This window comes from Azospira sp., from assembly GCF_030247495.1.
Classification (GTDB): domain Bacteria; phylum Pseudomonadota; class Gammaproteobacteria; order Burkholderiales; family Rhodocyclaceae; genus Azospira; species Azospira oryzae.
This window is the reverse complement of sequence record NZ_JAOTRW010000002.1, coordinates 684,305-708,680: the sequence shown is the minus strand read 5'-3', so window position 1 is coordinate 708,680 and position 24,376 is coordinate 684,305. Positions and strand designations below refer to the sequence as shown.

Sequence of the window (24,376 nt, the reverse complement as noted above, 5' to 3'; positions counted from 1 at the left end):
GGAATCCTGATGCAAGCCGCCGCCATTTCCGCCTGCCCGCCCAGCCCGGCCGATATCGACCGGGCGGTGCAACTGCTCCAGGCCGGCGAGCTGGTGGGCATTCCCACCGAGACGGTGTACGGTCTGGGGGCGGATGCCTCCAATGCGGAGGCGGTGGCCAAGATCTTCGCCGCCAAGGGGCGTCCGGCGGATCATCCCCTCATCGTCCATCTGCCCGGACACGACTGGATCGAACGCTGGGCCGCAGATATTCCCGATGCCGTCTGGGAGCTGGCTGAGTCCTTCTGGCCCGGTCCTCTGACCCTGATTCTGAAAAAGCAGCCCTGGGTGCCCGATGCCGTGACCGGCGGCCAGGACACGGTGGGGCTGCGGGTGCCCGGCCATCCGGTGGCCCTGGCGCTGTTGCGGGCCTTTGCCCAGGCCGGTGGCAGCGGCGGTGTGGCAGCCCCTTCGGCCAACCGTTTCGGCCGTATCAGCCCCACCGCCGCCCAGCATGTGGCCGACGAACTGGGCGAGCGGGTGCCCTTTATCCTGGACGGCGGAGCCTGCCCGGTGGGGATCGAATCCACCATCATCGATTTTTCTTCCGGTGTCCCCCGGCTGCTGCGGCCCGGCCACATCACCCCGGAGCAGATCGAGACCGTCATCGGTGTCCGGCCGGAAAAGCCCCTGGGCGCCGTGCCCCGGGCCTCCGGCACCCTGGAAGCCCATTACGCCCCCCGCACCCGGCTCAAAGTGGTGGCCCGGGAGCGTCTTCTCGATTTTCTCAACGTGGTGCGCCACCGCGGCGGCTTCTGCGGTGTCATCTGCCACAGTCAGCCACCCCATGCGGGCATGCCCCATGTGTGGAAGATGCTGCCGGCCGATCCGGCGGGCTATGCCCACGGCTTCTATGGGGCCCTGCGGGAGTTGGATGGCGCCGGTGCCGACACCATCGTGGTCGAGGCGTTGCCGGAAGGCCCGGCCTGGGCGGCGGTTGCCGACCGTCTGCGGCGGGCCGCCTTCGGTTCGGGCGAGTGATTCCTGGGGGCCGGCACTTGTTGGCCCCTTTTACTTTTTCTGCCACCATGAAAAAAAGGCGCCGGAGCGCCGATGGTGGTTCAACGGTTCGTGTTGCGGCCCCCGCAGAGGGGCTTCTAGTCAGGGGGTCGAATGTTTAATTTCGAACGGATCAAGGTGCGTACGCGCCTGATGATTTTCTTCGCCGGGGTGGTGCTTGGCCTGCTCGCGGTCGGGATATTTTCCCTTTACGTCCTGCGGGACAACCTGATGGAAGACCGCCGCCTCAAGACCCGCAATGTGGTGGAGTCGGTGCTGGGGGTGGTGGACTATTTCCACAAGCAGCAGCAGGCCGGCAAGCTGAGCGAGGAAGAGGCCAAGCGCCAGGCCATGGATTCCCTGCGCAACGTCCGCTACGACGGCAAGGAATACTTCTGGGTTCAGGACCGCAACCTGGTCATGCTCATGCATCCCATCAAGCCGGATATGGAAGGCAAGTCCCAGGCCGCCCTGAAGGACCCTAACGGCAAGCTGTTCTTCCAGGAAATGGAAAACGTGGTCAAGGCCAGCGGCAAGGGCTTTGTGGACTATTTGTGGCCGAAACCGGGTTTCGACCAGCCGGCGCCGAAAATTTCCTACGTGGCCGAATTTCCGGCCTGGGGCTGGGTGGTGGGATCGGGTATCTACGTCGATGACGTCAATGCCGTATTCCGCCAGCAGGCCCTGCTGTTCAGCATCATGGTGGTCATTACCCTGGCTATCCTTTCTGTCATCTCCTGGCTGATCAACAGCAGCATCCTGCGCCAGCTGGGAGGTGAGCCGGCCTACGCGGTGGAAGTGGTCCGCCACATCGCCGAAGGCGATCTGGTACGGCCGGTGGAGTACAGTTCCCCCGACAGTCTTCTGGCTGCCATGCAGACCATGCAACAGAAGCTGGCCAACATTTTCGGCGACATCAACGGCATGGCTTCCCGCCTCTCTTCCGGCGCCGAGCATGTGTCGGTGGCGGCCCGGGAAACCAGCGTCGCGGCCCATAACCAGGCCCAGTCCACCTCGGCCTCGGCCGCCTCCATCGAGCAGATGACGGTGAGCATCAGCGAAGTTTCCGAAATCGCCACCCAGACCGAAGCAAACTCCTCCCAGACTGCCGCCCTGGCGGAGGAGGGGGCCGGTCTGGTGAAGAACGCGGCCCAGGAAATCGAGCTCATTTCCCGCACCGTGGCCACTTCGTCGGAGCAGATCCAGTTGCTGCAGCAGCGCTCCCAGGAGATCGGCGGCATCGCCAATGTGATCAAGGAAATTGCCGACCAGACCAACCTGCTGGCGCTGAACGCCGCCATCGAGGCAGCCCGGGCCGGCGAACAGGGCCGGGGTTTCGCCGTCGTCGCCGATGAGGTGCGCAAGCTGGCTGAGCGAACCGCCAAGGCCACCACGGAAATCGCCCAGATGATCGACTCCATCCAGGAGGAGACCCAGACCGCCGTGCAGGCCATGGCGACGGCCGCTCCCCAGGTGGACAAGGGGCTGGAACTGGCGACCCAGGCCACCGCCATGCTCGACGAAATCCATCGTCAGGCCCTGGATTCCCTCGGCAAGGTGCGGGATGTGGCCCTGGCCACCACCGAGCAGGCCACTACCGCCACCGACATTGCCAAACATGTGGAGCACATTGCCTCCATGGCCGAGGAAACCAACGCCACCATGCAGAACAATGCCGCCGAGGCCGAGCAACTCGAAGGTTTGGCCGACCAGTTGCGTCAGACCGTCAGCTATTTCCGGGTGTCGTGAAGACGTTGTCTTTTTGACAGCTAAGACCTTGTTGCTATAATTCTTTCCTCTTCGTGGGGGGGTAGCTCAGTTGGGAGAGCGTCGCGTTCGCAATGCGAAGGTCGGGAGTTCGATCCTCCTCCTCTCCACCACCATTTCAAGGCAGCCCTTTCGGGGGCAGGCCTGCAATCTTTCCTCTCAAGGGTTGGACGTTCCGGCTGCCGAGTCTGGCAAGGTGGTCCGGAAGCGGCAGAGGAGGGCAAGACCCAGCTCGACGGGGGTACATGTCGGTGCGCGGTGTTTCCTAGACCAAGAGGATGCAGTCATTTCATGAAGAATCCCACCATTACAGCGGTCATCCTTTGTGGTGGATCCGGGACCCGGCTCTGGCCTCTGTCCCGCAAGAGTTTTCCCAAACAGTTTGTGCCCCTCCTGGGTGACAAAAGCCTGCTGCAGCTGACTTTTGAACGTACCAGCGGACTGGGAGAGCGGGTCTTGGCCGTGGCGGCGGAAGATCATCGCTTCATGGTGACGGACGACATGCTGGCAGCCCGTGTGGCGGGCGCCGTCATTCTGGAGCCGGCTGCGCGTAATACAGCTGCTGCCATGGCCCTGGCGGCCTTGCAGGCGATCCAGGATGGCCTCGATCTGCTGCTCTTCTGCCCCGCAGATCATCATGTCCCTGATGTGGAAGGCTTCCTCCGGACCATCCGTCAGGGTGTGCCGGCAGCCCAGGCCGGTGCGCTGGTGACCTTCGGGGTTGTTCCTTCTTTTCCCAGTACCGCTTACGGCTACATCCAGCGCGGCGATTCTCGTGCCGATGGCAGTTTCCATGCCGGGCGTTTCATCGAAAAGCCAGACCTGGCCAGGGCCCAGGAGTTACTGCTGGCCGGGGATAACCTGTGGAATGCCGGTATTTTCCTCTGTCGGGCAGTCATTTTGCTGGAAGCGCTTGAGGCTCATGCTCCGGATATCCTGCTGACGTGCCGTCAGGCCATGGCTGATGCGCAGGTCGAGGTGTCTCCCAGCGGTCATGCCTTTGTTCGGCCTGAAGCCCGAAGTTTTGGTACCTGCCGCTCCCAGAGCATCGACTACGCCGTCATGGAACAGCATGACAATGTGGCGGTGGTCCCTTTCGAGGGGCAGTGGAGCGATGTAGGCAGCTGGAATGCAGTTGCCGATCTTCAGGTTTCGGATGGGGACGGCAATCGGGTGGCAGGCCAGGGTATGGTTCACCACTCCAGCAATACCTTCATTCATGCTCCCCATCGTCCGGTGGTGGCATTGGGGACCGATAATCTGCTGATTATCGATACGCCCGATGCGGTGCTGGTGGCCCACCGGGACAAGGCCGAGCAGGTCAAGGACGTGGTGACCCGCCTTGAGCAGGCCCAGTGCACCCAGGCGGTTACCCATCGCAAGGTGGCTCGTCCCTGGGGCTGGTATGACAGCATAGACCGGGGCGAGCGTTTCCAGGTCAAGCGCATCGGTGTCAAGCCGGGCGCCAGCCTCAGCCTGCAAAAGCATCACCACCGGGCCGAACATTGGGTGGTGGTCAAGGGTACGGCGGAAGTCACCTGTGGCGAAAACACCTTCCTCCTCAGCGAAAATCAGTCCACCTATATCCCCATCGGCGAAGTGCATCGCCTTCGGAATCCGGGCGTGGTTGAACTCGAGATTGTGGAAATCCAGTCCGGCAGTTATCTGGGCGAGGATGACATCGTGCGCCTGCACGACACCTACGGTAGAGCCCCCCAGCAACAATGAGTCCCATGCCCAAAATTTATGTAGCAGGCCATCGCGGGATGGTCGGTTCCGCCATCGTCCGGACCTTACTCGGGCAAGGTGTTCGTTCCCAGGACATCATTACCCGCACTCATGCGGAACTGGACCTGACAAACCAGGCGGAGGTACGCGCCTTCTTTGCGGCCGAGCGTCCGGAGCAGGTCTATCTGGCAGCCGCCAGGGTCGGCGGTATTCATGCCAACAACACCTACCCGGCCGAGTTTATCTACGACAACCTGATGATCGAGGCCAATGTTGTCGATGCGGCTTTTCGTGCAGGTGTCCGGAAGCTGTTGTTCCTCGGCTCCAGCTGCATCTATCCCAAGCTGGCACCCCAGCCGATCGCGGAAGGGGCGTTGCTGACAGGAACCTTGGAGCCGACCAACGAACCCTATGCGGTGGCCAAGATTGCCGGGATCAAACTGTGCGAAAGCTACAACCGGCAATATGGTGTGGACTATCGCAGTGTCATGCCAACCAATCTGTATGGTCCCGGCGACAATTACCATCCCGAAAATTCCCATGTGATCCCGGCCCTGATCCGGCGTTTCCATGAGGCGAAAAGCGCCAATGTACCGGTGGTGACGGTATGGGGCAGCGGTACGCCGATGCGGGAGTTCCTCTATGTGGACGACATGGCGGCTGCCAGCGTGCATGTGATGAATCTGGACAAGGCCCGCTATGACCAGCATACCCAGCCCATGCTGAGCCATATCAATGTCGGCTGCGGTTATGACATTACAATCCGCGAGTTGGCGGAGACCGTTGCCCGGGTAACCGGTTATTCGGGAAAGATCGAGTTTGATGCCTCCAAGCCGGATGGCACGCCGCGCAAGCTGATGGACAGCTCCCGGCTCAACGCTCTCGGCTGGCAGGCCAAAGTATCCCTGGAAGAGGGGTTGTCTGCTGCCTACAGGGATTTCGTAGAAATTCAATTACCCCGCTCATAGAGGGAATAAACCGTATGTCTAAACCCAAAGTCGCCCTCATCACGGGCGTTACCGGCCAGGATGGCGCCTATCTTGCTGAACTATTGCTGAGCAAGGGCTACATCGTCCACGGACTGAAACGCCGCACTTCCCTGTTCAATACGGACCGTATCGATCACCTTTACCAGGATCGGCACGAAGAGAGCGTTCGCTTTTTCCTGCACCACGGCGACATGACGGACAGTTCCAGCCTGATCCGCATCATTCAGCAAACCCAGCCCGATGAAATCTACAACCTGGCGGCCCAGAGCCATGTCGCCGTCAGCTTCGAGGAGCCGGAATACACCGCCAATTCCGATGCACTTGGGGTGCTGCGGATTCTTGAGGCTATCCGTATTCTAGGGTTGGAGAAGAAGACCCGCTTCTATCAGGCGAGCACGTCAGAACTTTATGGTCTGGTCCAGGAAATTCCTCAGAAGGAAACCACGCCCTTCTATCCCCGCAGTCCTTACGCGGTAGCCAAGCTTTATGGTTACTGGATTGTCGTCAATTATCGTGAAGCCTACGGTATCTATGCCTGTAACGGCATCCTGTTCAACCATGAAAGCCCGATTCGCGGCGAAACCTTTGTGACCCGCAAGATCACCCGGGCCCTCGCCCGTATCAAGCTGGGGCTGCAGGACTGCCTGTTCCTCGGCAACATGGATGCCAAGCGGGACTGGGGCCACGCCAAGGATTATGTGGAAATGCAGTGGCTGATGTTGCAACAGGAAAGGCCCGAAGATTTCGTCATCGCCACCGGTGTGCAGTACAGCGTGCGGGACTTCGTCAATGCGGCCGCCCAGGAACTGGGCATGCAGATCCGCTGGGAGGGCAGCGGGGTGGATGAAAAGGGTTACGACGCCCACGGTAAGTGCATCGTCGCCGTCGATCCTGCCTATTTCCGTCCGACGGAAGTCGAAACCCTGTTGGGTGATCCCAGCAAGGCCAAGGAAAAACTTGGCTGGACCCCCAGGACCAGTTTCGCCGAACTGGTGGCCGAGATGGTGCGCGAAGACCTGAAGAGTGCCGAGCGCGACGAACTGGTCAAGAAGCATGGCTTCAAAGCCATGGACTATCACGAGTGATGTTGACCGTGTTGCAGCCATGATGGCTGGAACGCCCGCTTCGTTGCAGAGCTATTGCGCAGCACTGTTGTTGTCGGAGCGCGATCGCCCATTGGATGGGGGTTGGAAGCGAAGTCCTTCGCTGGTCGCGTCCCATGTTGTCGACGTCGAAGCTCAATGTCGTTCAGCGACAGGTCAAACGACAGTGTCTGCTCAAAGAATTGTTAAAGGAATGTTGTATGCGTGGCTATAGTATTCGGAAGCGGGTTCTGGTGACTGGAGGAGCAGGGTTCCTGGGGTCACACCTGGTTGAGCGCCTGATTGCCCGTGGCGATGAAGTTGTCTGTCTGGACAACCTATTTACGGGAATCAAGCAGAACATCGAGCATTTGCTCGGCCATCCTCGCTTTGAATTCATCCGCCACGACGTAACCAATCCCATCAGCCTGGAGGTTGATGAAATCTACAACCTGGCATGCCCTGCCAGCCCGGTGCACTACCAGCATGATCCGGTACAAACGATCAAGACCTCGGTGCATGGCGCAATCAATGTGCTGGAGCTGGCCCGCCGCCTCAATGTGCGTGTATTTCAGGCTAGCACAAGTGAAGTGTACGGGGACCCGGTGGTGCATCCCCAGTCAGAAGAGTATTGGGGGAATGTCAATCCCATTGGCCCCCGCAGCTGTTACGACGAGGGGAAGCGTTGCGCCGAAACCCTGTTCTTCGATTACCACCGCCAGTACGGTATCGATATCCGGATTGCCCGGATTTTCAATACCTATGGCCCGCGCATGCATCCTAACGATGGTCGGGTGATCAGCAATTTCATCGTACAGGCATTGCGTGGGGAAGACATCACGATTTACGGGGACGGCTCCCAGACCCGCAGCTTCTGTTTTGTAGACGATATGGTAGAGGGCTTCCTGCGGTACATGGATGTACCGGGAAGGGTTTGTCCGGGGCCTGTGAATATTGGCAATCCCCGAGAGTTCACGATTCGTCAGTTGGCAGAGATGGTGATCGAAATGACCGGTGCCAAATCCCGCTTGATCAATTGCCCTCTACCGAAGGATGATCCGAAGCAGCGTCAGCCAAATATCAGCCGGGCGCGTGAACTGCTGGATTGGGCGCCCAAAACTGAAGTGGAAGTGGGGTTGCGCAAGACGATCGATTATTTCGACAAATTTCTCTCGACTGAAGATGCCGGCTGATATTACTCAACGCGGAGGTTCAATGCCTGAACCGTCCCGTTGCAGTCTCAGATTCCGTTAGCCTATGGCCGCAGCCAATTCCCTCTTTCCCCTGTTGTCCCGTCTGTGGGCCCATATCGGCCAGGGCCAGCGGCGACAGCTGTTCCTTCTCATCCTGCTGATGATGGTTGTTGCCCTGGCCGAGATGGTCAGTATCGGCGCGATTTTCCCGTTTCTGGCGGTTCTGACAGGGCCTGAAAGAGTCTTCAATCATCCTCTGGGGCAGTATTTCGCCTCCCTGTTCGGATTGGTGGAGCCCCGGCAGTTGCTGTTGCCCATTACGCTCCTGTTCGCTGTGGCGATTGTGCTGGCTGGCTGTATGCGGCTGTTGCTGGTTTGGGTGCAGACCAACATTTCCTATGCTATCGGTTCAGATTTGGCTCTGGATGTCTACCGGCGGACCCTGTACCAGCCTTACGCCGTTCATACCAGCCGCAACAGCAGCGAAATCATCAACGGCGTCTATAGCAAGGCGAGCGGAATCAGCAGCTACGTGATCCTGCCCCTGGTCACCATCGTCAGTACCGCCACGCTGGTTGCCGCGATACTGGTCACCCTGATCGGAGTGGACCCGTTTACCTCTTTGCTGGCACTGGCAGGATTCGGCGTCATCTACGGTGGCGTGATCAAGCTGACCCATCGCCGGTTGTTCCGTAACAGCCGCCTGGTGGCGGACGAGGCAGGAAGGGTGATCAAGTCGCTGCAGGAGGGGCTTGGGGGGATTCGCGATGTCCTGATCGACAGGACCCAGGATGTGTACTGCGGCGCCTTCAGGAAAGCGGATTTGTCCATGCGCGCGGCCCAGATCAACAGCACCTTCATTGCCCAAAGCCCCCGTTTTGCCATGGAGGCATTGGGGATGCTGCTGATTGCAACCCTGGCGTACAACCTGGCGCAGGGCGATGGAGGGATTGTCTCGGCCATGCCGGTCCTGGGTGCCCTGGCGCTTGGAGCGCAACGTCTGTTGCCTCTGCTGCAGCAGTGTTTCCAGGCCTGGTCGTCCATTCGAAGCAATCAGGCATCCCTGGCGGACACGCTGGATCTGCTTGAGCAGCCCATGCCCGAACATGCGCGGCAAGGTGATGTGCCCCCCCTGGTATTCGAGCGGAACATCAGGCTTGATGACGTGTACTTCCGCTATTCCCCCGAATCGGACTGGGTACTCCGGGGAGTGTCGCTCGAAATACCCAAGGGCAGCAGGGTCGGGGTGATGGGGGAAACCGGCTGCGGCAAGAGCACCATGCTGGACATCGTGATGGGACTGTTGTCCCCAACCTCAGGTTCGCTGGCAGTGGATGGGGTGGTCATTGGAGCGGAAAACGGGAATGGCTGGCAAGCCCATATCGCCCATGTGCCCCAGAGCGTTTTCCTGGCAGACAGTTCCATCGCCAGCAATATAGCGTTTGGCGTCCCTGTCGATGAGATAGACATGGAACGTGTCCGGGAGGCGGCTTTGCGGGCCCAACTGCTGGATACCATCCAGTCGTGGCCGGAGCAATTTGATACCCGGGTCGGGGAGCGCGGAGTGCGTTTAAGCGGCGGCCAGCGGCAGCGCATCGGCATTGCCCGCGCCCTGTACAAGCGTGCCGATGTCCTCGTTTTCGATGAGGCCACCAGCGCGCTGGACAATGAGACCGAACGGGCTGTAATGGAATCGATTCAGGCCTTGGGTGCCGATACGACCGTGCTCATCATTGCACATCGCCTGAATACGCTTAATAGTTGCAATATCATCGTCGAGCTCCGCAAGGGGCAGGTAGCCCGCGTAGGCTCCTATCGAGACATCCTCTCCAATTCCTAGAAGAAGCACCATGCTGACAAATACTTCGATCCTGATTACTGGGGGCACCGGTTCGTTTGGTAACACTTTCGTGCCGATGACGTTGGCCAAGTTCAACCCCAAGAAGATCGTCATCTTTTCCCGGGATGAAATGAAACAGTGGGAAATGGCCAAGAAATTTGGCGGAGACGAGCGGGTCCGGTTCTTCATCGGCGATGTACGTGACCGGGAGCGTTTGTACCGGGCTCTCGATGGCATCGATTATGTGGTTCACGCAGCGGCGACCAAGATCGTGCCGACAGCCGAGTACAACCCGTTCGAGTGCGTGAAAACCAATATCAATGGCGCCATGAACCTCATCGATGCCTGCATCGACAAGGGGGTGAAACGGGTGGTGGCCTTGTCCACCGACAAGGCCAGCAGTCCGGTTAACCTGTATGGCGCTACCAAGCTGGCCTCCGACAAGCTGTTCGTTGCCGGGAATTCCTATGCCGGTGGCCATGACACCCGTTTCGCCGTCGTTCGCTACGGCAACGTCATGGGCTCCCGCGGCTCGGTCATCCCTTTCTTTATGTCCATCAAGGACAAGGGCGTGTTGCCTATCACCGACGAACGTATGACCCGGTTCATGATCTCCCTGGAGCAAGGGGTGGAACTGGTCTGGCACGCCTTCGGCGATATGGAGGGCGGCGAGATCTACGTCAAGAAGATTCCGTCCATGAAGGTGACTGATTTGGCCCGGGCCATCGCTCCCAATGCCAGTCTCGAATATGTCGGCATCCGTCCGGGGGAAAAGCTCCACGAACAGATGATCAGCGAAGAAGATGCCCTGTATTCCTATGAATACCCTGAGCATTTCAAGATACTCCCGGCAATCCATAACTGGCATTTGAGTGCAGGCCGGATCAAGGATGGCAAGAAGGTGCCGGAAGGCTTCAGCTACACCAGCGACAATAATTCGGAGTGGATGGGAATCGAGGAACTGCAGCGCTGGATTGCCATCAACCAGGAAAAGATCGGGAACATCTGACCATGATTCCCTATGGACGCCAGGAAATCACCGACCGGGACGTCGAGGCGGTGCTTCAGGTTCTCCGCTCCGATTTCCTGACCCAGGGGCCCGTAGTCCCCCGCTTCGAGGAGCGGGTAGCCGCTCATGTCGGAGCTGCCCACGGCGTTGCAGTGAACAGCGCTACCTCGGCCTTGCATATTGCCTGTTTGGCGTTGGGGCTGGGGCCTGGCGATTGGTTGTGGACCAGCCCCATAACTTTTGTCGCTTCTGCCAACTGTGGTTTGTATTGCGGCGCCCAGGTCGATTTTGTCGATATCGATCCCCGCACCTTCAACATGTGCCCCCGGGCACTGGAAGCGAAGCTGGCGGCGGCGGAAAAGGCCGGGCGTCTGCCCAAGATATTGGTGCCCGTCCACATGTGTGGACAGCCTTGCGATATGGCGGCGATTCATGAGCTGGCGAGCCGTTACGGCATCAGGATCATTGAGGATGCCTCTCACGCTATCGGCGGGAAATATCGGGATGAGTACATCGGTAACTGCCGTTTTAGCGATGTGACGGTATTCAGCTTCCATCCGGTCAAGATCATTACCACGGCCGAAGGCGGGATGTCCCTCACCAACGACTCCTCCCTGGCCGAGCAGATGGCTTTGCTGCGCAGCCATGGGATCACCCGGGACCCGGCACGAATGACCCACGAGCCTGACGGTCCTTGGTATTACCAACAGGTGGCCCTCGGTTTCAATTATCGGATGACCGAACTGCAGGCGGCCCTTGGGGTGAGCCAGCTGGAGCGGTTGGATGCCTATGTGGCTCGTCGCCATGAACTGGCCCGGCGCTATGATGCGCTTCTCGCCCCTCTGCCGGTTTCCATCCCGTGGCAGCATCCGGACGGCTATTCCGGATTCCACCTCTATATCGCATGCTTGCAGGGAGAAGTGTCGCCGGAGCGGCATCGGCAGGTCTTCGAGGCTTTGCGCAGTCGCGGAATCGGTGTCAATGTCCATTACATTCCCGTGCATACCCAGCCGTTCTATCGGGACATGGGGTTTCGGGAGGGGGATTTCCCCCATGCTGAAGACTACTATCGGCAAGCCATCAGCCTTCCTCTCTACCCGGGAATGAGTCTGGACGACCAGGATGCGGTTGTTCAAGCCTTGAGTGAGGCCCTGGCTAGCTGACCGGGAAGGGGCAAGCTGTCAGTCATTTGCTGTACATGAACCTGGAATATCTATGAGACTCGCCGTCATCCCCGCCCGTGGGGGCAGCAAGCGCATCCCGCGGAAAAACATCAAGACCTTTTGTGGCAAACCGATGATTGCCTGGTCCATCGAGGCGGCATTGGCGAGCACCTGTTTTGACCGCATCATCGTTTCCACCGACGACGAAGAAATTGCCGCCGTTGCACGGGATTGGGGAGCGGAAGTGCCTTTCTTTCGGCCAGCCGAGCTTTCGGGGGACCATGCAGGCACTATTCCTGTGATTGCCCACGCTGTTCAGTGGCAGCAGGCCAACGGGAAAGCGGCGGACCAGGTTTGCTGCATCTACGCGACGGCACCGTTCGTGCATGCGCAGGATTTGCAAACAGGTTTTCAGACACTGCTGAATACCGGGGCGGATTACGCTTTCTCTGTTACCAGTTTTGCCTTTCCAATTCAGCGGGCCATTCGCATCACCAAGGAACACAGAGTGGAAATGTTCCATCCTGAGCATTTCCACACCCGCTCCCAGGATCTGGAAGAAGCATTTCATGATGCTGGTCAATTCTATTGGGGGAGGGCCGATGCTTGGCTGGCCGGAAAACCAATTTTTTCCCAGGACGCGGCGCCAGTGATTCTGCCGCGCCACCGCGTCCAAGACATCGACACGCCTGAGGATTGGGAGCGTGCCGAATGGATGTTCAGGGCGCAACAACAAGCTATGGCTGCATGAGCGCAGCGAGGGTCGCTTTTCGCGTCGATGCCTCCCTAATCATCGGGACCGGCCATGTCATGCGCTGCCTGACATTGGCCGGCTCTCTGCGCGCTCTCGGATGCGACGTTTTCTTTATTTCCCGGGAGCATCCGGGTAATTTGACCGAAATTGTGCGCGCCGCAGGTTTCCCTGTCCGGATTTTGCCAGGTTGTCACCGGGAAGAGCCTCCCTTGCCTCATCCCTCTACGTCCCACCTCTCCTGGTTGGGGGCGGACTGGGCTCTTGATGCACAACAAACCCAAGTCGCGTTGGGGGCCGGTTCTGTAGATTGGCTGGTGGTCGACCATTATGGACTGGACGCCCGGTGGGAATCGCAGCTTCAGTCCTCATGCCGTCACTTGATGGTGGTTGATGATCTGGCTGATCGTCCTCATTCTTGCACCGTACTGCTTGACCAGAACCTTGGTCGTTCGCCGCAGGATTATTCTTCCCTGGTGCCTGCGTCATGTCGGCTGCTCGTTGGTCCGCAGTTTGCCCTGCTTCGGCCGGATTTCGCCGCTAGGAGGGCTCTCGGTGTCGTGCGTCGATATGGCGGAGAGGCTCCCCGGATACTGATTGCTATGGGGGGGGTGGATCGGGACAACATCACGACCCGCATGCTTAACGCTTTGGCTCATCGTGGTTTGCCCGAGGGCTCTACCATCTCCGTGGTGCTGGGAGTCCATGCTCCATGGAGCCGGATCGTTGAGGAAATGGCCGCAAAAATGCCCTGTGCCACCCGGGTTCTGGTCGGAGTGTCCAATATGGCTGACTTAGTGGCTGACAGTGATATCGCTATCGGCGCCGCAGGAGGTAGTGCTTGGGAGCGCTGTTGCCTTGGTCTGCCGACCTTGATGATGGTTCTTGCCGACAATCAACGGGATGGCGCCTCTGCCTTGGTTAAGGCAGGTGCGGCCCTATTGTTGGATAATGACTTTTCCGATGGTGACTTCGCCGGGAAGCTCTCGCAGATTCTATGCCCTGAGCAGCATGCGGCAATGCGGGAAGCGTGCCTGCAGATAACCGATGGTAGCGGCGCCGATAGGATGGCCAGAATAATTGCCGATAACGATGTCTAAATCGAAGTGCACTGTCCGCCCCATGGATGAGGGTGATCTGGAACGGGTCCTGGTATGGCGGAACTCTCCGGAGGTGCGGACATTTATGCTGACCCAGCATGAAATAACTCTTGCCGAGCATCGCGCATGGTTTGAGAAAGTTCATGCCGATGCATCCCGTGCCCTGCTGATTGCTGAAGACGAGGGCGGTCCTTTTGGTTTCGTCGGCTTTTCCGGTGTCTCAAAGGCAGGGGCGGCCGACTGGGGATTTTATACTGCACCGGAGGCCGTCCGTGGTTCCGGCAGGCAGTTGGGGGCTGCTGCGCTTGAGTACGCCTTTCACTCCCTGGCTTTGCATAAGGTGTGTGGTCAGGCGCTGGGCTTTAATACGGCTTCCATCCGCTTTCACCTATCCCTTGGCTTCCAGCAGGAGGGAGTGTTGCGGCAGCAGTATCAGATTGACGGCAAATACCATGACCTGATCTGCTTTGGTCTCTTGGAGCAGGAGTGGTGTTGCAGAACAGAGAGTGCAGAGGATGAATAGTAAGGAAGTCATTCGTATCGATGGTCGTGCCATCGGTGACACGTTTCCCCCTTATGTGATTGCCGAGCTTTCCGCCAATCACAATGGCCGCCTTGAAACGGCATTGCGTATCCTGGAGGAAGCGCAGAAGGCTGGGGCCGACGCCGTCAAGCTGCAGACCTACAGGCCTGACACCATTACCCTAGACAGCAGCAGCGAGGGCTTCGTCATTCAGGGCGGGTTGTGGGATGGGCGTCGCCTGTATGACCTGTACCAAGAGGCCCATATGCCCTGGGAATGGCATGCGCCCCTGTTCAAGCGTGGCAGGGAGCTGGGCATCACCGTGTTCAGTACTCCTTTCGACCCCACTGCGGTGGATCTGCTGGAAGACTTGAACGCACCTGCCTACAAGATCGCCTCTTTCGAAGCCGTCGACCTGCCCTTGATCCGCTATGTGGCGTCGACCGGCAAGCCGATGATCATTTCCACCGGCATGGCCGATGCGGAAGAAATCGCCGAGGCCATTGCGGCCGCCCGCGAAGGGGGCTGCCAGCAACTGGCAATCCTGCATTGCGTCAGCGGCTATCCCGCGCCGGCGGCGGACTATAACCTGCGGACCATCCCCGACATGATGGAGCGTTTCGGTCTGGTGACGGGGCTTTCGGATCACACACTGGATAACACGACCGCCATTGCCAGCGTGGCGCTGGGGGCCTGCATCATCGAGAAACACTTCACTCTGGACCGCCTTGGTGGCGGTCCAGATGACAGCTTTTCCCTGGAGCCGCCGGAATTGGCGGCGCTGTGCCAGGGCGCGCGTACAGCATGGGAGGCCCTGGGGCGGGTGGATTACGGGCGTAAGTCCAGCGAGCAGGGCAATGCCCAGTTTCGCCGCTCCTTGTACTATGTCAGGGATCTTGATGTTGGCGAGATAATTGGCGCGGATGCTGTTCGCAGCGTTCGCCCCGGCTTCGGGCTGGCGCCAAAATTTCTTGATGACATCATTGGTCGTCGAGTCACGCGTCAAGTTTTGAGAAATACGCCTGTAACTCCTGACTCTTTTGAGTAACTCCGGCAAGGGTGGAAATCCATGCTTCGCATTCCGTAGCAGCGCCAGATTTTGAAATTGGATCGGAAGGTGTTCCTCGTTGTTCGGAGATGTGTGTCGGTCATAAATTTTGCGATTAACCCCTTAATTAAATCGGACTGCAGTGGTGTTAAATAATCATCTGGTAGAGACAAGCGCAGTTGTTCCTCAAGGTTATGAGAGAGATGATATTTCGTTTTTGAATTTCGTGAACGATACGTGGGTCCGTACCTTGGCAGGGAAAGAATGGATTTATCGGTTTGGGGGGTTTGAAAATTCGCATTGTTGGAGCGTGGCGCAATTAAATGAATTTAGAAATTTGTACAAGAAGGTGACTCAGTATTATTTGTCTCGCGTAAGTTTCTCCGCATTCAATGAGGTGCGTTCTATAGCTGCTGTGAGTTTTGATTCGAGATTCGGTTGGGTGCTTTCTGCAGATAACTGCAAAGCATACCTTGGAAAGGTGGAGGTTCCAGATGATCTTCCTATTGAAATAGGAAGACAGACTTATCTTTCTGGCCACTCCTTGTTACGTGGTAAGGATTTCCTGAAAATCGGGGCGTTTACCTCGATTGCGGAAGGCCTTTACTTGAATACGTCTGCTGACCTTCATCCCTATGAATACGCATCGATGACCAACTTTGCATCAGAAAGGCGGTGTAAGGGTGATGGTTTGTCTATGGATATTTCATTTGACCAAATTGAGTCACAGAAGACCGGGATTTCGATAGGTAGCGATGTTTGGATCGGACGAGATGTCCGTATATTTTCTGGCGCACGAGTAGCTGATGGTTGTGTTGTTGCTGAGCGCTCACTGGTTCGGGGGGATACTGAACCTTACGGTGTTTATGCAGGAGTCCCGGCCAAGCTGAAAAAATTCCGTTTCCCAGACAAGGTTATTGCTTCATTACTCGATATGAAGTGGTGGAATTGGAACAACGAACGTCTGCAGCGAAACAAAAAACTGTTTTCAACAAATTTGGCTACATTCAACGGAGATCCTGCTGATCTTTTGGTTCCTTAGCGTCAAATCCCCGTCGATTTGATATCCGGAGTGGCTCGGTCTGACTTGACTCTTGCAAGGCAACCTAACGATCCGAGGTCATGTCTTCGGTGCAGATGCTCGTTCAGGATGTCTGCATAAGTGAGTATTAAGTAGCGGGATTGAGAAATTGGCAGTGCAATCGTTATGAGGGTGATGGAACGGTTAAAGTCGACGAAACAATCGAACTTGTCGAGATGCGAGGAGGCGACATCAGCTAGTAGATCGCTAACGCGACATCCGGTGAGGTTGGAACGGTTTTGCTGTGCCCTGTCCGGAGGGCTTAATGAGATTTTTGCCTGAAGATGGGATACGGGTGCTCATCGTACCGTTGAGCGCGATGTTGCGCATTCACATCATGCAGTTGGTTTTGCTGCTCGGATCTGGCTAAAAATAGGTGCTGCACGATGTCCGTGAATGCGCTGCTTTTCGGATCACATGTCATCGAGACCGTGATGCGGGGTACTGTGGGGCAAAAAAGCCTAACCCCAACTGTTTCATAGCGAATCGTCGAAACTAGTGTTTTGTTAGGGGGGCTCCGTAGTTTTTACGATCCTTCGAGTAGGTCGTGCGCTACGTCAATAATGCGCCTGCTATCGCCAATGGCTTGCTATTGTTGTTTGTCTGAGAGATGTTCAGTGAGCATACGATAAATGTCCTTTGATAGCTTGCTGTGCGGTTGATGCCGCATTTGATGTTTTGTACTTCCTCTTGGTTTGTTGTCTTTTCTCAGAAATAGATTGCTTTCTAGTGATTTTTCTCGATTTCGTGGCGCTTCTGGAAACTTCCCCTCGCGGCGGCCTCTGAGGAGGTGTGGCTCACTTGGACAGAACGTTAGGGCTGTTTCAGTAGATAATAGCGACTGATGTGGTTGTGGGGGGCTTTTTTCTATGCTGTGGGTGGCTTGCCGTGAGGCTTCTGTATTGTGCCATCTCTTTATAAAATCACGTATGTAGCGGATATGGCAGGGAAAGTTAACGAGTTATGAATTTGCAGCAATGGTATGAACGAGGAATCCGGTTTTTCCGGAGCATGGGTCAAAGTGTCTACGGGAAGGAATTTATTCGCCATAACCGCCGGGTATTTCCCAATCGAGGTGGGGCGGGCGGCATTGTCCTAGTGGAGCTTAACGATATGGCATCTTGCCATGTCCCCTATTCCTACTTGGCTAATGTGTTATCGCAAGACAGTGATGCCGAAATTTGGGCCTATAACCCAAGGCCCCTCAACAGTTGGCCGCAGCGCTTGCTATTCCGCCTGCGTGCCTGGCTTGGCAGTGGGCATTTCGGAATCTATGCCTCATTCGGAGTTGTGCGGTTTGTTGCCATTCATCCAGATGTTGCGCAACGCAGGCGAGCAGGGGAGGTCGTTCGGGAAGTGTTGCCCCGGTTGGTCAGCAAGTCTGACCTGGAAGACCTGCATATTAATGGTGTCTGGGTCGGTGATCTAATCTACGACACTTACCTGCGCCGTTTTAGTCGGCCGACCGTCGACCTCTATAACCCCGAATTTATTGCCTTCTTCCGCGAGTCGGTCGAGTTGTTCGTCTACTGGCAGGATTTCTTTAAACAAAAGAAGATTCGTGGGCTGAACGTTAGCCATTGTGTCTACAACCTTGCAATGCCTCTGCGGATAGCTGTGCAGCAGGGCGTGCCTAGCTTTCAGGCAAATTCCACGCATTTGTATCGGTTGCGGCCAGACAACTACTTTGCCTTCAATGACTTTCACTATTTCCCTGAACGTTTCGAGAAATTGCCGAGCAATGTCAGGCAATGGGGTTTGGCAGAGGCTAGGCGCAGGATCGAGCGCCGTTTTGCCGGAGAGGTGGGGGTGGATATGTCCTATTCCACCAAGTCGGCCTACGGTAATGCACGCCATGGTCGGCTACTCAAGGAGTCTTCGCGCAAGAAAGTTCTGATTGCGACGCACTGCTTTTTCGACAGTCCTCACACTTATGGCAAGAATGTCTTTCCCGATTTCTATGAATGGCTAAGTTTTCTCGGCGAGATATCAGAGAAAACTGATTATGATTGGTATATCAAGACTCATCCAGATTATTTGCCGGGAACTCGCCAGATAATCGAGGATTTCATTCGGCGTTTTCCTCGTTTCTCTTTGTTGCCATCAGATGCTTCCCATCTGCAGATCATTGCAGAAGGCATTGATGTTGCTCTGACTGTTTATGGCACAATCGGCTTTGAATATGCGGCCTTAGGTATTCCGGTTGTCAATAACTCTCCAAATAATCCCCATATTGCCTACAGGTTCAATATTCACACTTGTAGCGTCGATGAATATCGGCGGGTGCTGATGAATCTCGATTCTTTGCATTTGTCTATCAATAAAGATGAGGTTTTTCAGTATTATTTTATGCGCCATGTGTTTAATACAAATAATCTGTTTTTTGACCATTTCGACTTGATGCTCAAAAAACTGGGCGGTTATCGGCAACAGTTTTCTCCTCCTGTTTATGGAGAGTGGTTGGCTGAATGGTCCCCTGCAAAGCACGACAAAATCATTTCTGGGTTGCGAGCCTTTGTGACTTCCGGTGATTTTCGTATGGACTATACCCATTACGGTTGCGAATTTGGGATCTTATCTGATAGTGAAAGTTAATGAATTTATTTGCGTTGTTTCATCTCCCAGCGCTTGGGTGAGGCTACTGTCAAAGAGAAAGGTCGTTTGATGAATTTGCCTAGTTCCCTTACTCCGATTGTAGTGCTTGATGTCGGAGCAAGAAATGGTGTTCAAAGTGTTTGGCGTGAAGCTCGCTATCCGGTTCTAGTAGTTGGCTTCGAACCTGATCAGGATGAGTGCGATGTCCTGAATCAGCGAAGTGCGGAAAATGGTGCCGCAGTGACCGCACGGTACTACCCAACGGCCTTGGCTGAACGTCGAGAAAAAAGAGCTCTGTACCTATACAAGGATCGTCGCCTCAGTTCTTTCTATCTGCCCAACAAAGACCTACTCTCCCAGTTCCCCGTTTCGCGGTTATTGAGTGAGGAGGCTTTCTCTGTCGAGGCCAAAGTTCATCTGGACTGCATTCCCTTGGACGATTTCTGCCAGCAGGAGAGGGTTGACACGGTGGATTTCATCAAGCTTGATACTCAGGGATCTGAACTGGAGATTTTGCGTGGTGGCGATAAGACTCTTGATGGTGTTTTCGGTGTCGCCGTTGAAGTTGAATTTTCTCCCATTTATGCGGATCAACCCTTGTTTGGTGATATCGATGCCTATCTTAGAAGCAAGGGGTTTTCGCTCTTCGACCTGAATCGTCATTGGTGGAAGCGAGCCTCTGAACAACCTGTTGAAAGCCGTGGGCAGGTGATTTTTGCTGATGCAATTTATTTTCGCGATCCCGCGTTGTCCTCCTCCTGTTCGTACTGGGGAAAGTTGCGGAGTAGTCCCAGTGGCATCGAGCGGGTCGTTGCACTCTCCAGTGTGCTTGGGTATTCGGACTTCGCCTTGGCCCTGCTTGATTACTTCAACAAAACAGCACTCATTGACGACAAGTCATTCGAGGCGCTGAGTGCCAAGTATGTTCGTCGCCGTGATTTTGCTCCCCTATCTCAGTCTGCGCATTCAATTTGGGCACGGGCCTTGGCTAAGGTGCGTCGCGCCATTGCTAGTCGGGTTTCTAGGATGTCTGACGATGCCCATTATCGCCATCTTAACCAGAACTATTACGACAACGACGAGCGTAAGGGCATTAGATAATGCGTGCCATCCATGGGATGGGAGCGGCGCACTTGTGGATTTTGGTACTGACTTTTCACCAAGTGGCTATTCGTTGATTTAACTTGGCAGTAGCAGAGTCAGTGTAGATGCGGTTCAGTAATCACGCGCTTACTAGATACTATCGGTGGGCCTGTCTTGCGTGAAGGGCAATGTCATAAGCATGAAGATCCTGTTTGTTTCTAATTTATTTCCGCCCGCGCATATTGGTGGCTATGAACTGGCTTGTCGAGATACGGTAGATATGTTGATTGCCGCCGGGCATGAGTGTCACGTCCTGACGTCTGATTTCGGTATTCAGCCGAGCATCAAAGTTAGTGACAAGGCCGCGTCCTACCCGATCGAGCGTGTGATGCAACTGCATCATAATTGGGGAAGCCCGCATATCGTGTCACCGTTTGATACAGTCCAGCAGCATAACCTTGAGCGGTTGGGGGAAGCTATCACTAGGATTCGCCCGCAAGTGGTTTATCTCTGGAACCTCTATGGGTTGGGCTGGAAATTGCTCCAAGTGCTGGACTGCGTAGATGCACCGCCTGCGACCTTCCATTTTATGGATTGGTCTGTTATGGCATATCAACGCACTGTTAAAAGGACTCTCACTTCATTTCGGAGACTAGTGCCATCGATGTGGAGTAACGTAAGGCCAAAGGTTCGAAACGCAGTATTTATTTCTCGTTTCACTCGCCAGCAATTGAATTTGTCACCAACCTGTTCAAGTGTAATTTATCCATACTTGCGGGCTGATGATATCCCTGAAAAGCGAGATTACCGCTTGGGGGAGAAAATAAAAACAGTGTTCATTGGACAGATAGAGCCACATAAGGGAATTTTCTTCCTATGCGAAGCGCTCCGTGCTTACCGCCTTTCCTCGGGACGCGATGTCAGGCTAGACGTTTTCGGACTCAGTCGAACAGGAAAAGATATTTCGTTGCGCGAGCAGTTTGGCGATTTTGTATCGGTTATGACAAATGTGGAAAGGTCTTCCTTGTTGCGCGGCCTTTCGGAGTATGACGTTGGATTTTTCCCGTCGATTTGGGAAGAGCCCTTTGGTATAGCTCAGATCGAGATGATGCTGGCAGGTCTCCCCGTAATATCCACGGGACGCGGGGGGGCAGGTGAGGTCTCCAATGGACATAACCTTCTCCTGTATCAATATGACAGCCAACAGAATCTCAATCATGTGTTGCACGAACTTCTAACGCACTATGAGGAAATGGCTCCTGCTTTAGGAGTCCAGGCGCGACAGACCGTTATGCAACATCACAGCTTGGTGCACCATCAGGCTGCACTCGAAAGCCATCTTCGACAGGTGTTAAGTACTGACTGTACCGGAAGCATTGCCTAAACCGTTGCCTGCCATACAGGAGACTATGATGAACAATCCCGTCATGCAGCGACAGGCACGGCGCTATGAACCGTACCTTGATGATCCCTACCGGGAGCTAAACCAAGCACTAACCGGGCACCTGAATAGATACGGTGAGTGTTTACGTGGGACTAAGGTGCTGGACTTTGGGTGTGGTGAGCGACCATTTGAGTCGTTTTTTTCTAGATTTTCCGCACAAACAGTTGCCTGTGATCTACAACAAAATCGATTTGGTACCGTTGATGTTGTTTTGACTCGTGAAGCGAGTAAGTTGCCCTTCGAGTCAGGGACTTTCGATGTGGTATGCCTATTCGATGTGCTTGAGCATGTCGAAGATGATTTGGCGTTGTTGGCTGAGCTTCGTCGAATACTGAAAGATGGTGGGCTGCTATTGCTCTCTGTGCCGTTCATGTATCGATTTCATGAAATTCCTCATGATTACCGTCGTTACACTCCTACAGGGCTCAAGTATGTGCTAGCAAAGTGTGGTTTCGATGTCCAGGAGGTTCAGCCGATGGGCTCTGCAATATTTGTGGCAGATACTGTGCTGAGAGAACAACCTCGAAGTTTTTGTCACGTGGGGCACGTTTTGCTCGTCGCTTGGCGATGAAGATGTTTTTGCATCTGAGAAATCCTGATGATCCGTGCTCTGTGAGCCCATTCGCATTTTTTGCGGCAGCCCGGAAACAACCGGAGACTCAACGTTTGGAAGTTGGATGCGCTTGACTCTCTTGGCGTTTAATGTCAAGTCTTTCTACGCAAAGAAAACTTGAGTGCTGTTCTCCAACTTTCGGTGAAAGAGTTTGTAGTTATGCATGGAACTAATCATTTGATGTCAGAAGATGCATTAAATCGGAGTGTTTCGGCTTGCCCTATCGTAGATCTGTCTCTGATCGTTCCCGTTTATAACGAGGATGAAACAGTCGGCCTATTCCTCGCGAAAGTAAATGAAGTGTTTGAGGGCGAGTCCGTTCGGCTGGAGATTATTTTCGTTAATGATGGCAGCGTAGATGGCACGCTTGAGCGATTGTTGCAGTGCCAAGCAGAAGATGAGCGAATTCGTGTCGTCGACCTTAGCCGTAATTTCGGCAAAGAGGCCGCGCTTTCTGCTGGCCTGCAAATGTCGACTGGTCGTGTGGTTGTTCCGATCGACGTAGACCTGCAGGATCCTCCTGCGTTGATTCGAGACATGCTGGAAAAATGGAGAAGTGGATACGATGTCGTTCTCGGACGTCGGATTGATAGGGCGTCGGATTCATTGGCCAAGCGTGTGACAGCCAAGTGGTTTTATCGGATTCACAATTGGATCTCCGAGCCTGAAATTCCTGAGAATGTTGGTGACTTCAGGTTAATGGATCGTAGCGTAGTTGATGCCCTAAAAGCACTGCCAGAATCCAGGCGTTTTATGAAAGGCTTGTTTGCCTGGGTTGGATTTCGTAAGGCATTCGTCGATTATGTGCGGCCAGAGCGGGTAGCAGGAGATGGGAAGTTCAGTGGCTGGCGGTTGTGGAACTTTGCACTGGAAGGAATCACCAGTTTTAGTACTGTTCCATTGCGAATTTGGACCTACCTTGGTGTTACCGTCGCCTTAGTTTCGTTTCTATATGGGATCTATATCGCCACCAGGGTCCTGTTTTTCGGTGTTGATACTCCCGGATATGCGTCTGCTTTTGTGGCAGTGACCTTTCTTGGTGGATTGCAACTCATCGGTATTGGTGTGATTGGCGAATACGTCGGTCGAACGTACGTCGAGTCAAAGCGCCGCCCAGTTTTTCTTGTGCGTCAAATCTATGAGCCTAAGGATTGAAGATGGACCTTAAAGAAACAGAGATCCTTGGAGATGGCATTGGAAAACACTGGTATTACAAATCCAAGGCCTTGGCAGCCATGCGCCTCCTGGGAGATGAGCCCCCTTCGGTAGTTCTCGACGTCGGTGCAGGGTCCGGTTTTTTTTCTCGGTACCTCCTCGCCCACGGTGGCGCTCAAGAAGCTTGGTGCGTTGATATCGGATATTCAGTTGAGCACGATGGCGATGAGCAGGGGAAACCAATCCATTACCGTCGCTCTATTGAGAGGGGTAATGCAGATACAGTGTTGCTTATGGATGTGCTTGAGCATGTTGATGATGATGTTGGGTTGCTGGCCGAATACGTCGGAAAAGTATCAAGTGGCGCTCGCTTTCTGATATCGGTGCCTGCGTTTCAATTTTTGTGGAGCGGACACGACGAGTTTCTCGAGCATAAGCGGCGGTATACGCTGGCCCAATTGGATGACGTAGTTAAGCGTGCTGGACTATTGCCAACGAAAAGTGCCTATTACTTTGGCCTCGTGTTTCCCATGGCAGCAGCAATGAGGCTCGCTAGTCGTTGCTTGGGAACTGGTGTTGGTACTGCGAGTTCTCAATTGAAGCGGCATAGTGCATTTGCCAACGGTACCTTGGCATTGGTGTGCAAGGCGGAATTGCCACTGATGGCGATCAATCGGCTTGCGGGTCTTACAGTGTTTTGTATGGCCGAACGGCCATGAAGGTGGCGTTGGAAAGAGTTCCTCCGCGGAGACTGCCTGCCAGCCTGCTGTGCGAACTGTTTCTAGCGATCCGTTTTTCGATCGTTGGCGCCGTCGCGGCAATCATCCATATCGCTGTCGTTTGGGTGCTGATCGAAAGGGTTCTTTTCCCCCCTCTCGAGGCTAACTTGATAGCATTTCTTTCGGCCTTTGGGTTTGCATTCTGTGGGCATTACCGCTGGACGTTTCAAAAACCAGGCCACCCCGGGCAGGCTATGCGTCGTTATTTTGTGATTTCTGCTGTGGCCTTTGTCCTGAACACACTCTTGTTGGCCGGATTTTTGAAAACCGGTTGGCTGCCACCTTCGGTTTCGGCAATTGTTGCTGCGCTAGTCATTCCCGTGGTCACTTTCCTAGCGAGCCGGCTTTGGGGATTCCGCGTTAACCAGTCGGAGCAGTCGGTGTGATGGCGGAGA

21 protein-coding genes and 1 tRNA gene are annotated in these 24,376 nt (G+C 55.2%); all 22 read left to right on the top strand.

The window, feature by feature from the left end; translation table 11 throughout:
* Positions 1-9 precede the first annotated feature (9 nt).
* The 22 genes from OEL49_RS03240 to OEL49_RS03135 all read left to right on the top strand — a co-directional run bounded on the left by OEL49_RS03240 (position 10) and on the right by OEL49_RS03135 (position 24,367).
* Positions 10-1,020, top strand: a complete 1,011-nt coding sequence (locus tag OEL49_RS03240; RefSeq protein WP_014235215.1) for an L-threonylcarbamoyladenylate synthase — start codon at positions 10-12, stop codon at positions 1,018-1,020.
* A 132-nt stretch (positions 1,021-1,152) separates the two neighbouring features.
* The gene (locus tag OEL49_RS03235; protein WP_014235214.1) at positions 1,153-2,787 is read left to right on the top strand and encodes a methyl-accepting chemotaxis protein; all 1,635 of its coding nucleotides are present in this window, start codon (positions 1,153-1,155) and stop codon (positions 2,785-2,787) included.
* 55 nt (positions 2,788-2,842) lie between these two features.
* Positions 2,843-2,918 (top strand) — tRNA-Ala (locus OEL49_RS03230).
* Between the two features lie 178 nt (positions 2,919-3,096).
* Positions 3,097-4,533: a mannose-1-phosphate guanylyltransferase/mannose-6-phosphate isomerase gene (locus OEL49_RS03225; RefSeq protein ID WP_287873999.1), complete on the top strand. Its 1,437-nt coding sequence runs from the start codon at positions 3,097-3,099 to the stop codon at positions 4,531-4,533.
* Positions 4,530-5,501, top strand: a complete 972-nt coding sequence (gene fcl, locus OEL49_RS03220) for a GDP-L-fucose synthase (protein WP_287873998.1) — start codon at positions 4,530-4,532, stop codon at positions 5,499-5,501. The genes OEL49_RS03225 and fcl overlap by 4 nt, the downstream gene beginning before the upstream one ends.
* Positions 5,502-5,515: 14 nt before the next feature.
* Positions 5,516-6,607, top strand: coding sequence for a GDP-mannose 4,6-dehydratase (gene gmd / locus OEL49_RS03215; RefSeq protein WP_287873997.1), 1,092 nt, complete (start codon positions 5,516-5,518; stop codon positions 6,605-6,607).
* 218 nt (positions 6,608-6,825) lie between these two features.
* Positions 6,826-7,797: a UDP-glucuronic acid decarboxylase family protein gene (locus OEL49_RS03210; RefSeq protein ID WP_130459311.1), complete on the top strand. Its 972-nt coding sequence runs from the start codon at positions 6,826-6,828 to the stop codon at positions 7,795-7,797.
* A 64-nt stretch (positions 7,798-7,861) separates the two neighbouring features.
* Complete coding sequence (locus tag OEL49_RS03205) at positions 7,862-9,637, top strand: ABC transporter ATP-binding protein (protein WP_287873996.1); 1,776 nt, start codon at positions 7,862-7,864, stop codon at positions 9,635-9,637.
* Between the two features lie 10 nt (positions 9,638-9,647).
* Positions 9,648-10,646: a UDP-N-acetylglucosamine 4,6-dehydratase (inverting) gene (gene pseB / locus OEL49_RS03200; RefSeq protein ID WP_287873995.1), complete on the top strand. Its 999-nt coding sequence runs from the start codon at positions 9,648-9,650 to the stop codon at positions 10,644-10,646.
* Positions 10,647-10,648: 2 nt separating this feature from the next.
* Positions 10,649-11,809 (top strand): UDP-4-amino-4,6-dideoxy-N-acetyl-beta-L-altrosamine transaminase, encoded by a 1,161-nt coding sequence (gene pseC / locus OEL49_RS03195; protein WP_287873994.1) that lies wholly within the window; start codon positions 10,649-10,651, stop codon positions 11,807-11,809.
* Between the two features lie 52 nt (positions 11,810-11,861).
* On the top strand, positions 11,862-12,560 hold the full coding sequence (pseF, locus tag OEL49_RS03190; protein WP_287873993.1) for a pseudaminic acid cytidylyltransferase: 699 nt from the start codon (positions 11,862-11,864) through the stop codon (positions 12,558-12,560).
* Positions 12,521-13,660 (top strand): UDP-2,4-diacetamido-2,4,6-trideoxy-beta-L-altropyranose hydrolase, encoded by a 1,140-nt coding sequence (pseG, locus tag OEL49_RS03185; protein WP_287873992.1) that lies wholly within the window; start codon positions 12,521-12,523, stop codon positions 13,658-13,660. Before pseF ends, pseG begins: the two co-directional genes overlap by 40 nt.
* Complete coding sequence (gene pseH, locus OEL49_RS03180; RefSeq protein WP_308806122.1) at positions 13,653-14,183, top strand: UDP-4-amino-4,6-dideoxy-N-acetyl-beta-L-altrosamine N-acetyltransferase; 531 nt, start codon at positions 13,653-13,655, stop codon at positions 14,181-14,183. The genes pseG and pseH overlap by 8 nt, the downstream gene beginning before the upstream one ends.
* Positions 14,176-15,231: a pseudaminic acid synthase gene (gene pseI, locus OEL49_RS03175; protein ID WP_287873991.1), complete on the top strand. Its 1,056-nt coding sequence runs from the start codon at positions 14,176-14,178 to the stop codon at positions 15,229-15,231. The genes pseH and pseI overlap by 8 nt, the downstream gene beginning before the upstream one ends.
* 145 nt (positions 15,232-15,376) lie before the next feature.
* A complete protein-coding gene (locus OEL49_RS03170) occupies positions 15,377-16,273 on the top strand; it encodes a CatB-related O-acetyltransferase (protein ID WP_287873990.1) in 897 nt (298 codons plus the stop codon).
* A gap of 1,002 nt (positions 16,274-17,275) precedes the next feature.
* A complete protein-coding gene (locus tag OEL49_RS03165; RefSeq protein ID WP_287873989.1) occupies positions 17,276-18,907 on the top strand; it encodes a hypothetical protein in 1,632 nt (543 codons plus the stop codon).
* A gap of 9 nt (positions 18,908-18,916) precedes the next feature.
* Complete coding sequence (locus OEL49_RS03160) at positions 18,917-20,008, top strand: FkbM family methyltransferase (RefSeq protein ID WP_287873988.1); 1,092 nt, start codon at positions 18,917-18,919, stop codon at positions 20,006-20,008.
* A 181-nt stretch (positions 20,009-20,189) separates the two neighbouring features.
* Complete coding sequence (locus OEL49_RS03155; RefSeq protein ID WP_287873987.1) at positions 20,190-21,374, top strand: glycosyltransferase family 4 protein; 1,185 nt, start codon at positions 20,190-20,192, stop codon at positions 21,372-21,374.
* Between the two features lie 28 nt (positions 21,375-21,402).
* Entirely contained in the window at positions 21,403-22,005 is a 603-nt protein-coding gene (locus OEL49_RS03150) for a class I SAM-dependent methyltransferase (protein ID WP_287873986.1), read from the top strand.
* Positions 22,006-22,164: 159 nt separating this feature from the next.
* Positions 22,165-23,202, top strand: coding sequence for a glycosyltransferase family 2 protein (locus OEL49_RS03145; protein WP_287873985.1), 1,038 nt, complete (start codon positions 22,165-22,167; stop codon positions 23,200-23,202).
* A 2-nt stretch (positions 23,203-23,204) separates the two neighbouring features.
* Positions 23,205-23,921 carry a class I SAM-dependent methyltransferase gene (locus OEL49_RS03140; protein WP_287873984.1) on the top strand — a complete coding sequence of 239 codons (717 nt, stop codon included), beginning with the start codon at positions 23,205-23,207 and terminating at the stop codon, positions 23,919-23,921.
* Positions 23,918-24,367: a GtrA family protein gene (locus OEL49_RS03135; protein WP_287873983.1), complete on the top strand. Its 450-nt coding sequence runs from the start codon at positions 23,918-23,920 to the stop codon at positions 24,365-24,367. The genes OEL49_RS03140 and OEL49_RS03135 overlap by 4 nt, the downstream gene beginning before the upstream one ends.
* The last annotated feature ends 9 nt before the right edge of the window (positions 24,368-24,376 follow it).

Coding starts and splice junctions, on each gene's coding strand:
- OEL49_RS03235 (WP_014235214.1), top strand. CDS start 1,153: ATGTTTAATTTCGAACGGATCAAGGTGCGTACGCGCCTGATGATTTTC.
- OEL49_RS03165 (WP_287873989.1), top strand. CDS start 17,276: ATGAATTTGCAGCAATGGTATGAACGAGGAATCCGGTTTTTCCGGAGC.
- OEL49_RS03205 (WP_287873996.1), top strand. CDS start 7,862: ATGGCCGCAGCCAATTCCCTCTTTCCCCTGTTGTCCCGTCTGTGGGCC.
- OEL49_RS03225 (WP_287873999.1), top strand. CDS start 3,097: ATGAAGAATCCCACCATTACAGCGGTCATCCTTTGTGGTGGATCCGGG.
- OEL49_RS03210 (WP_130459311.1), top strand. CDS start 6,826: ATGCGTGGCTATAGTATTCGGAAGCGGGTTCTGGTGACTGGAGGAGCA.
- pseC (WP_287873994.1), top strand. CDS start 10,649: ATGATTCCCTATGGACGCCAGGAAATCACCGACCGGGACGTCGAGGCG.
- OEL49_RS03155 (WP_287873987.1), top strand. CDS start 20,190: ATGAAGATCCTGTTTGTTTCTAATTTATTTCCGCCCGCGCATATTGGT.
- pseB (WP_287873995.1), top strand. CDS start 9,648: ATGCTGACAAATACTTCGATCCTGATTACTGGGGGCACCGGTTCGTTT.
- OEL49_RS03150 (WP_287873986.1), top strand. CDS start 21,403: ATGAACAATCCCGTCATGCAGCGACAGGCACGGCGCTATGAACCGTAC.
- gmd (WP_287873997.1), top strand. CDS start 5,516: ATGTCTAAACCCAAAGTCGCCCTCATCACGGGCGTTACCGGCCAGGAT.
- pseG (WP_287873992.1), top strand. CDS start 12,521: ATGGATGTTCAGGGCGCAACAACAAGCTATGGCTGCATGAGCGCAGCG.
- pseI (WP_287873991.1), top strand. CDS start 14,176: ATGAATAGTAAGGAAGTCATTCGTATCGATGGTCGTGCCATCGGTGAC.
- OEL49_RS03140 (WP_287873984.1), top strand. CDS start 23,205: ATGGACCTTAAAGAAACAGAGATCCTTGGAGATGGCATTGGAAAACAC.
- OEL49_RS03240 (WP_014235215.1), top strand. CDS start 10: ATGCAAGCCGCCGCCATTTCCGCCTGCCCGCCCAGCCCGGCCGATATC.
- pseF (WP_287873993.1), top strand. CDS start 11,862: ATGAGACTCGCCGTCATCCCCGCCCGTGGGGGCAGCAAGCGCATCCCG.
- pseH (WP_308806122.1), top strand. CDS start 13,653: ATGTCTAAATCGAAGTGCACTGTCCGCCCCATGGATGAGGGTGATCTG.
- OEL49_RS03135 (WP_287873983.1), top strand. CDS start 23,918: ATGAAGGTGGCGTTGGAAAGAGTTCCTCCGCGGAGACTGCCTGCCAGC.
- fcl (WP_287873998.1), top strand. CDS start 4,530: ATGAGTCCCATGCCCAAAATTTATGTAGCAGGCCATCGCGGGATGGTC.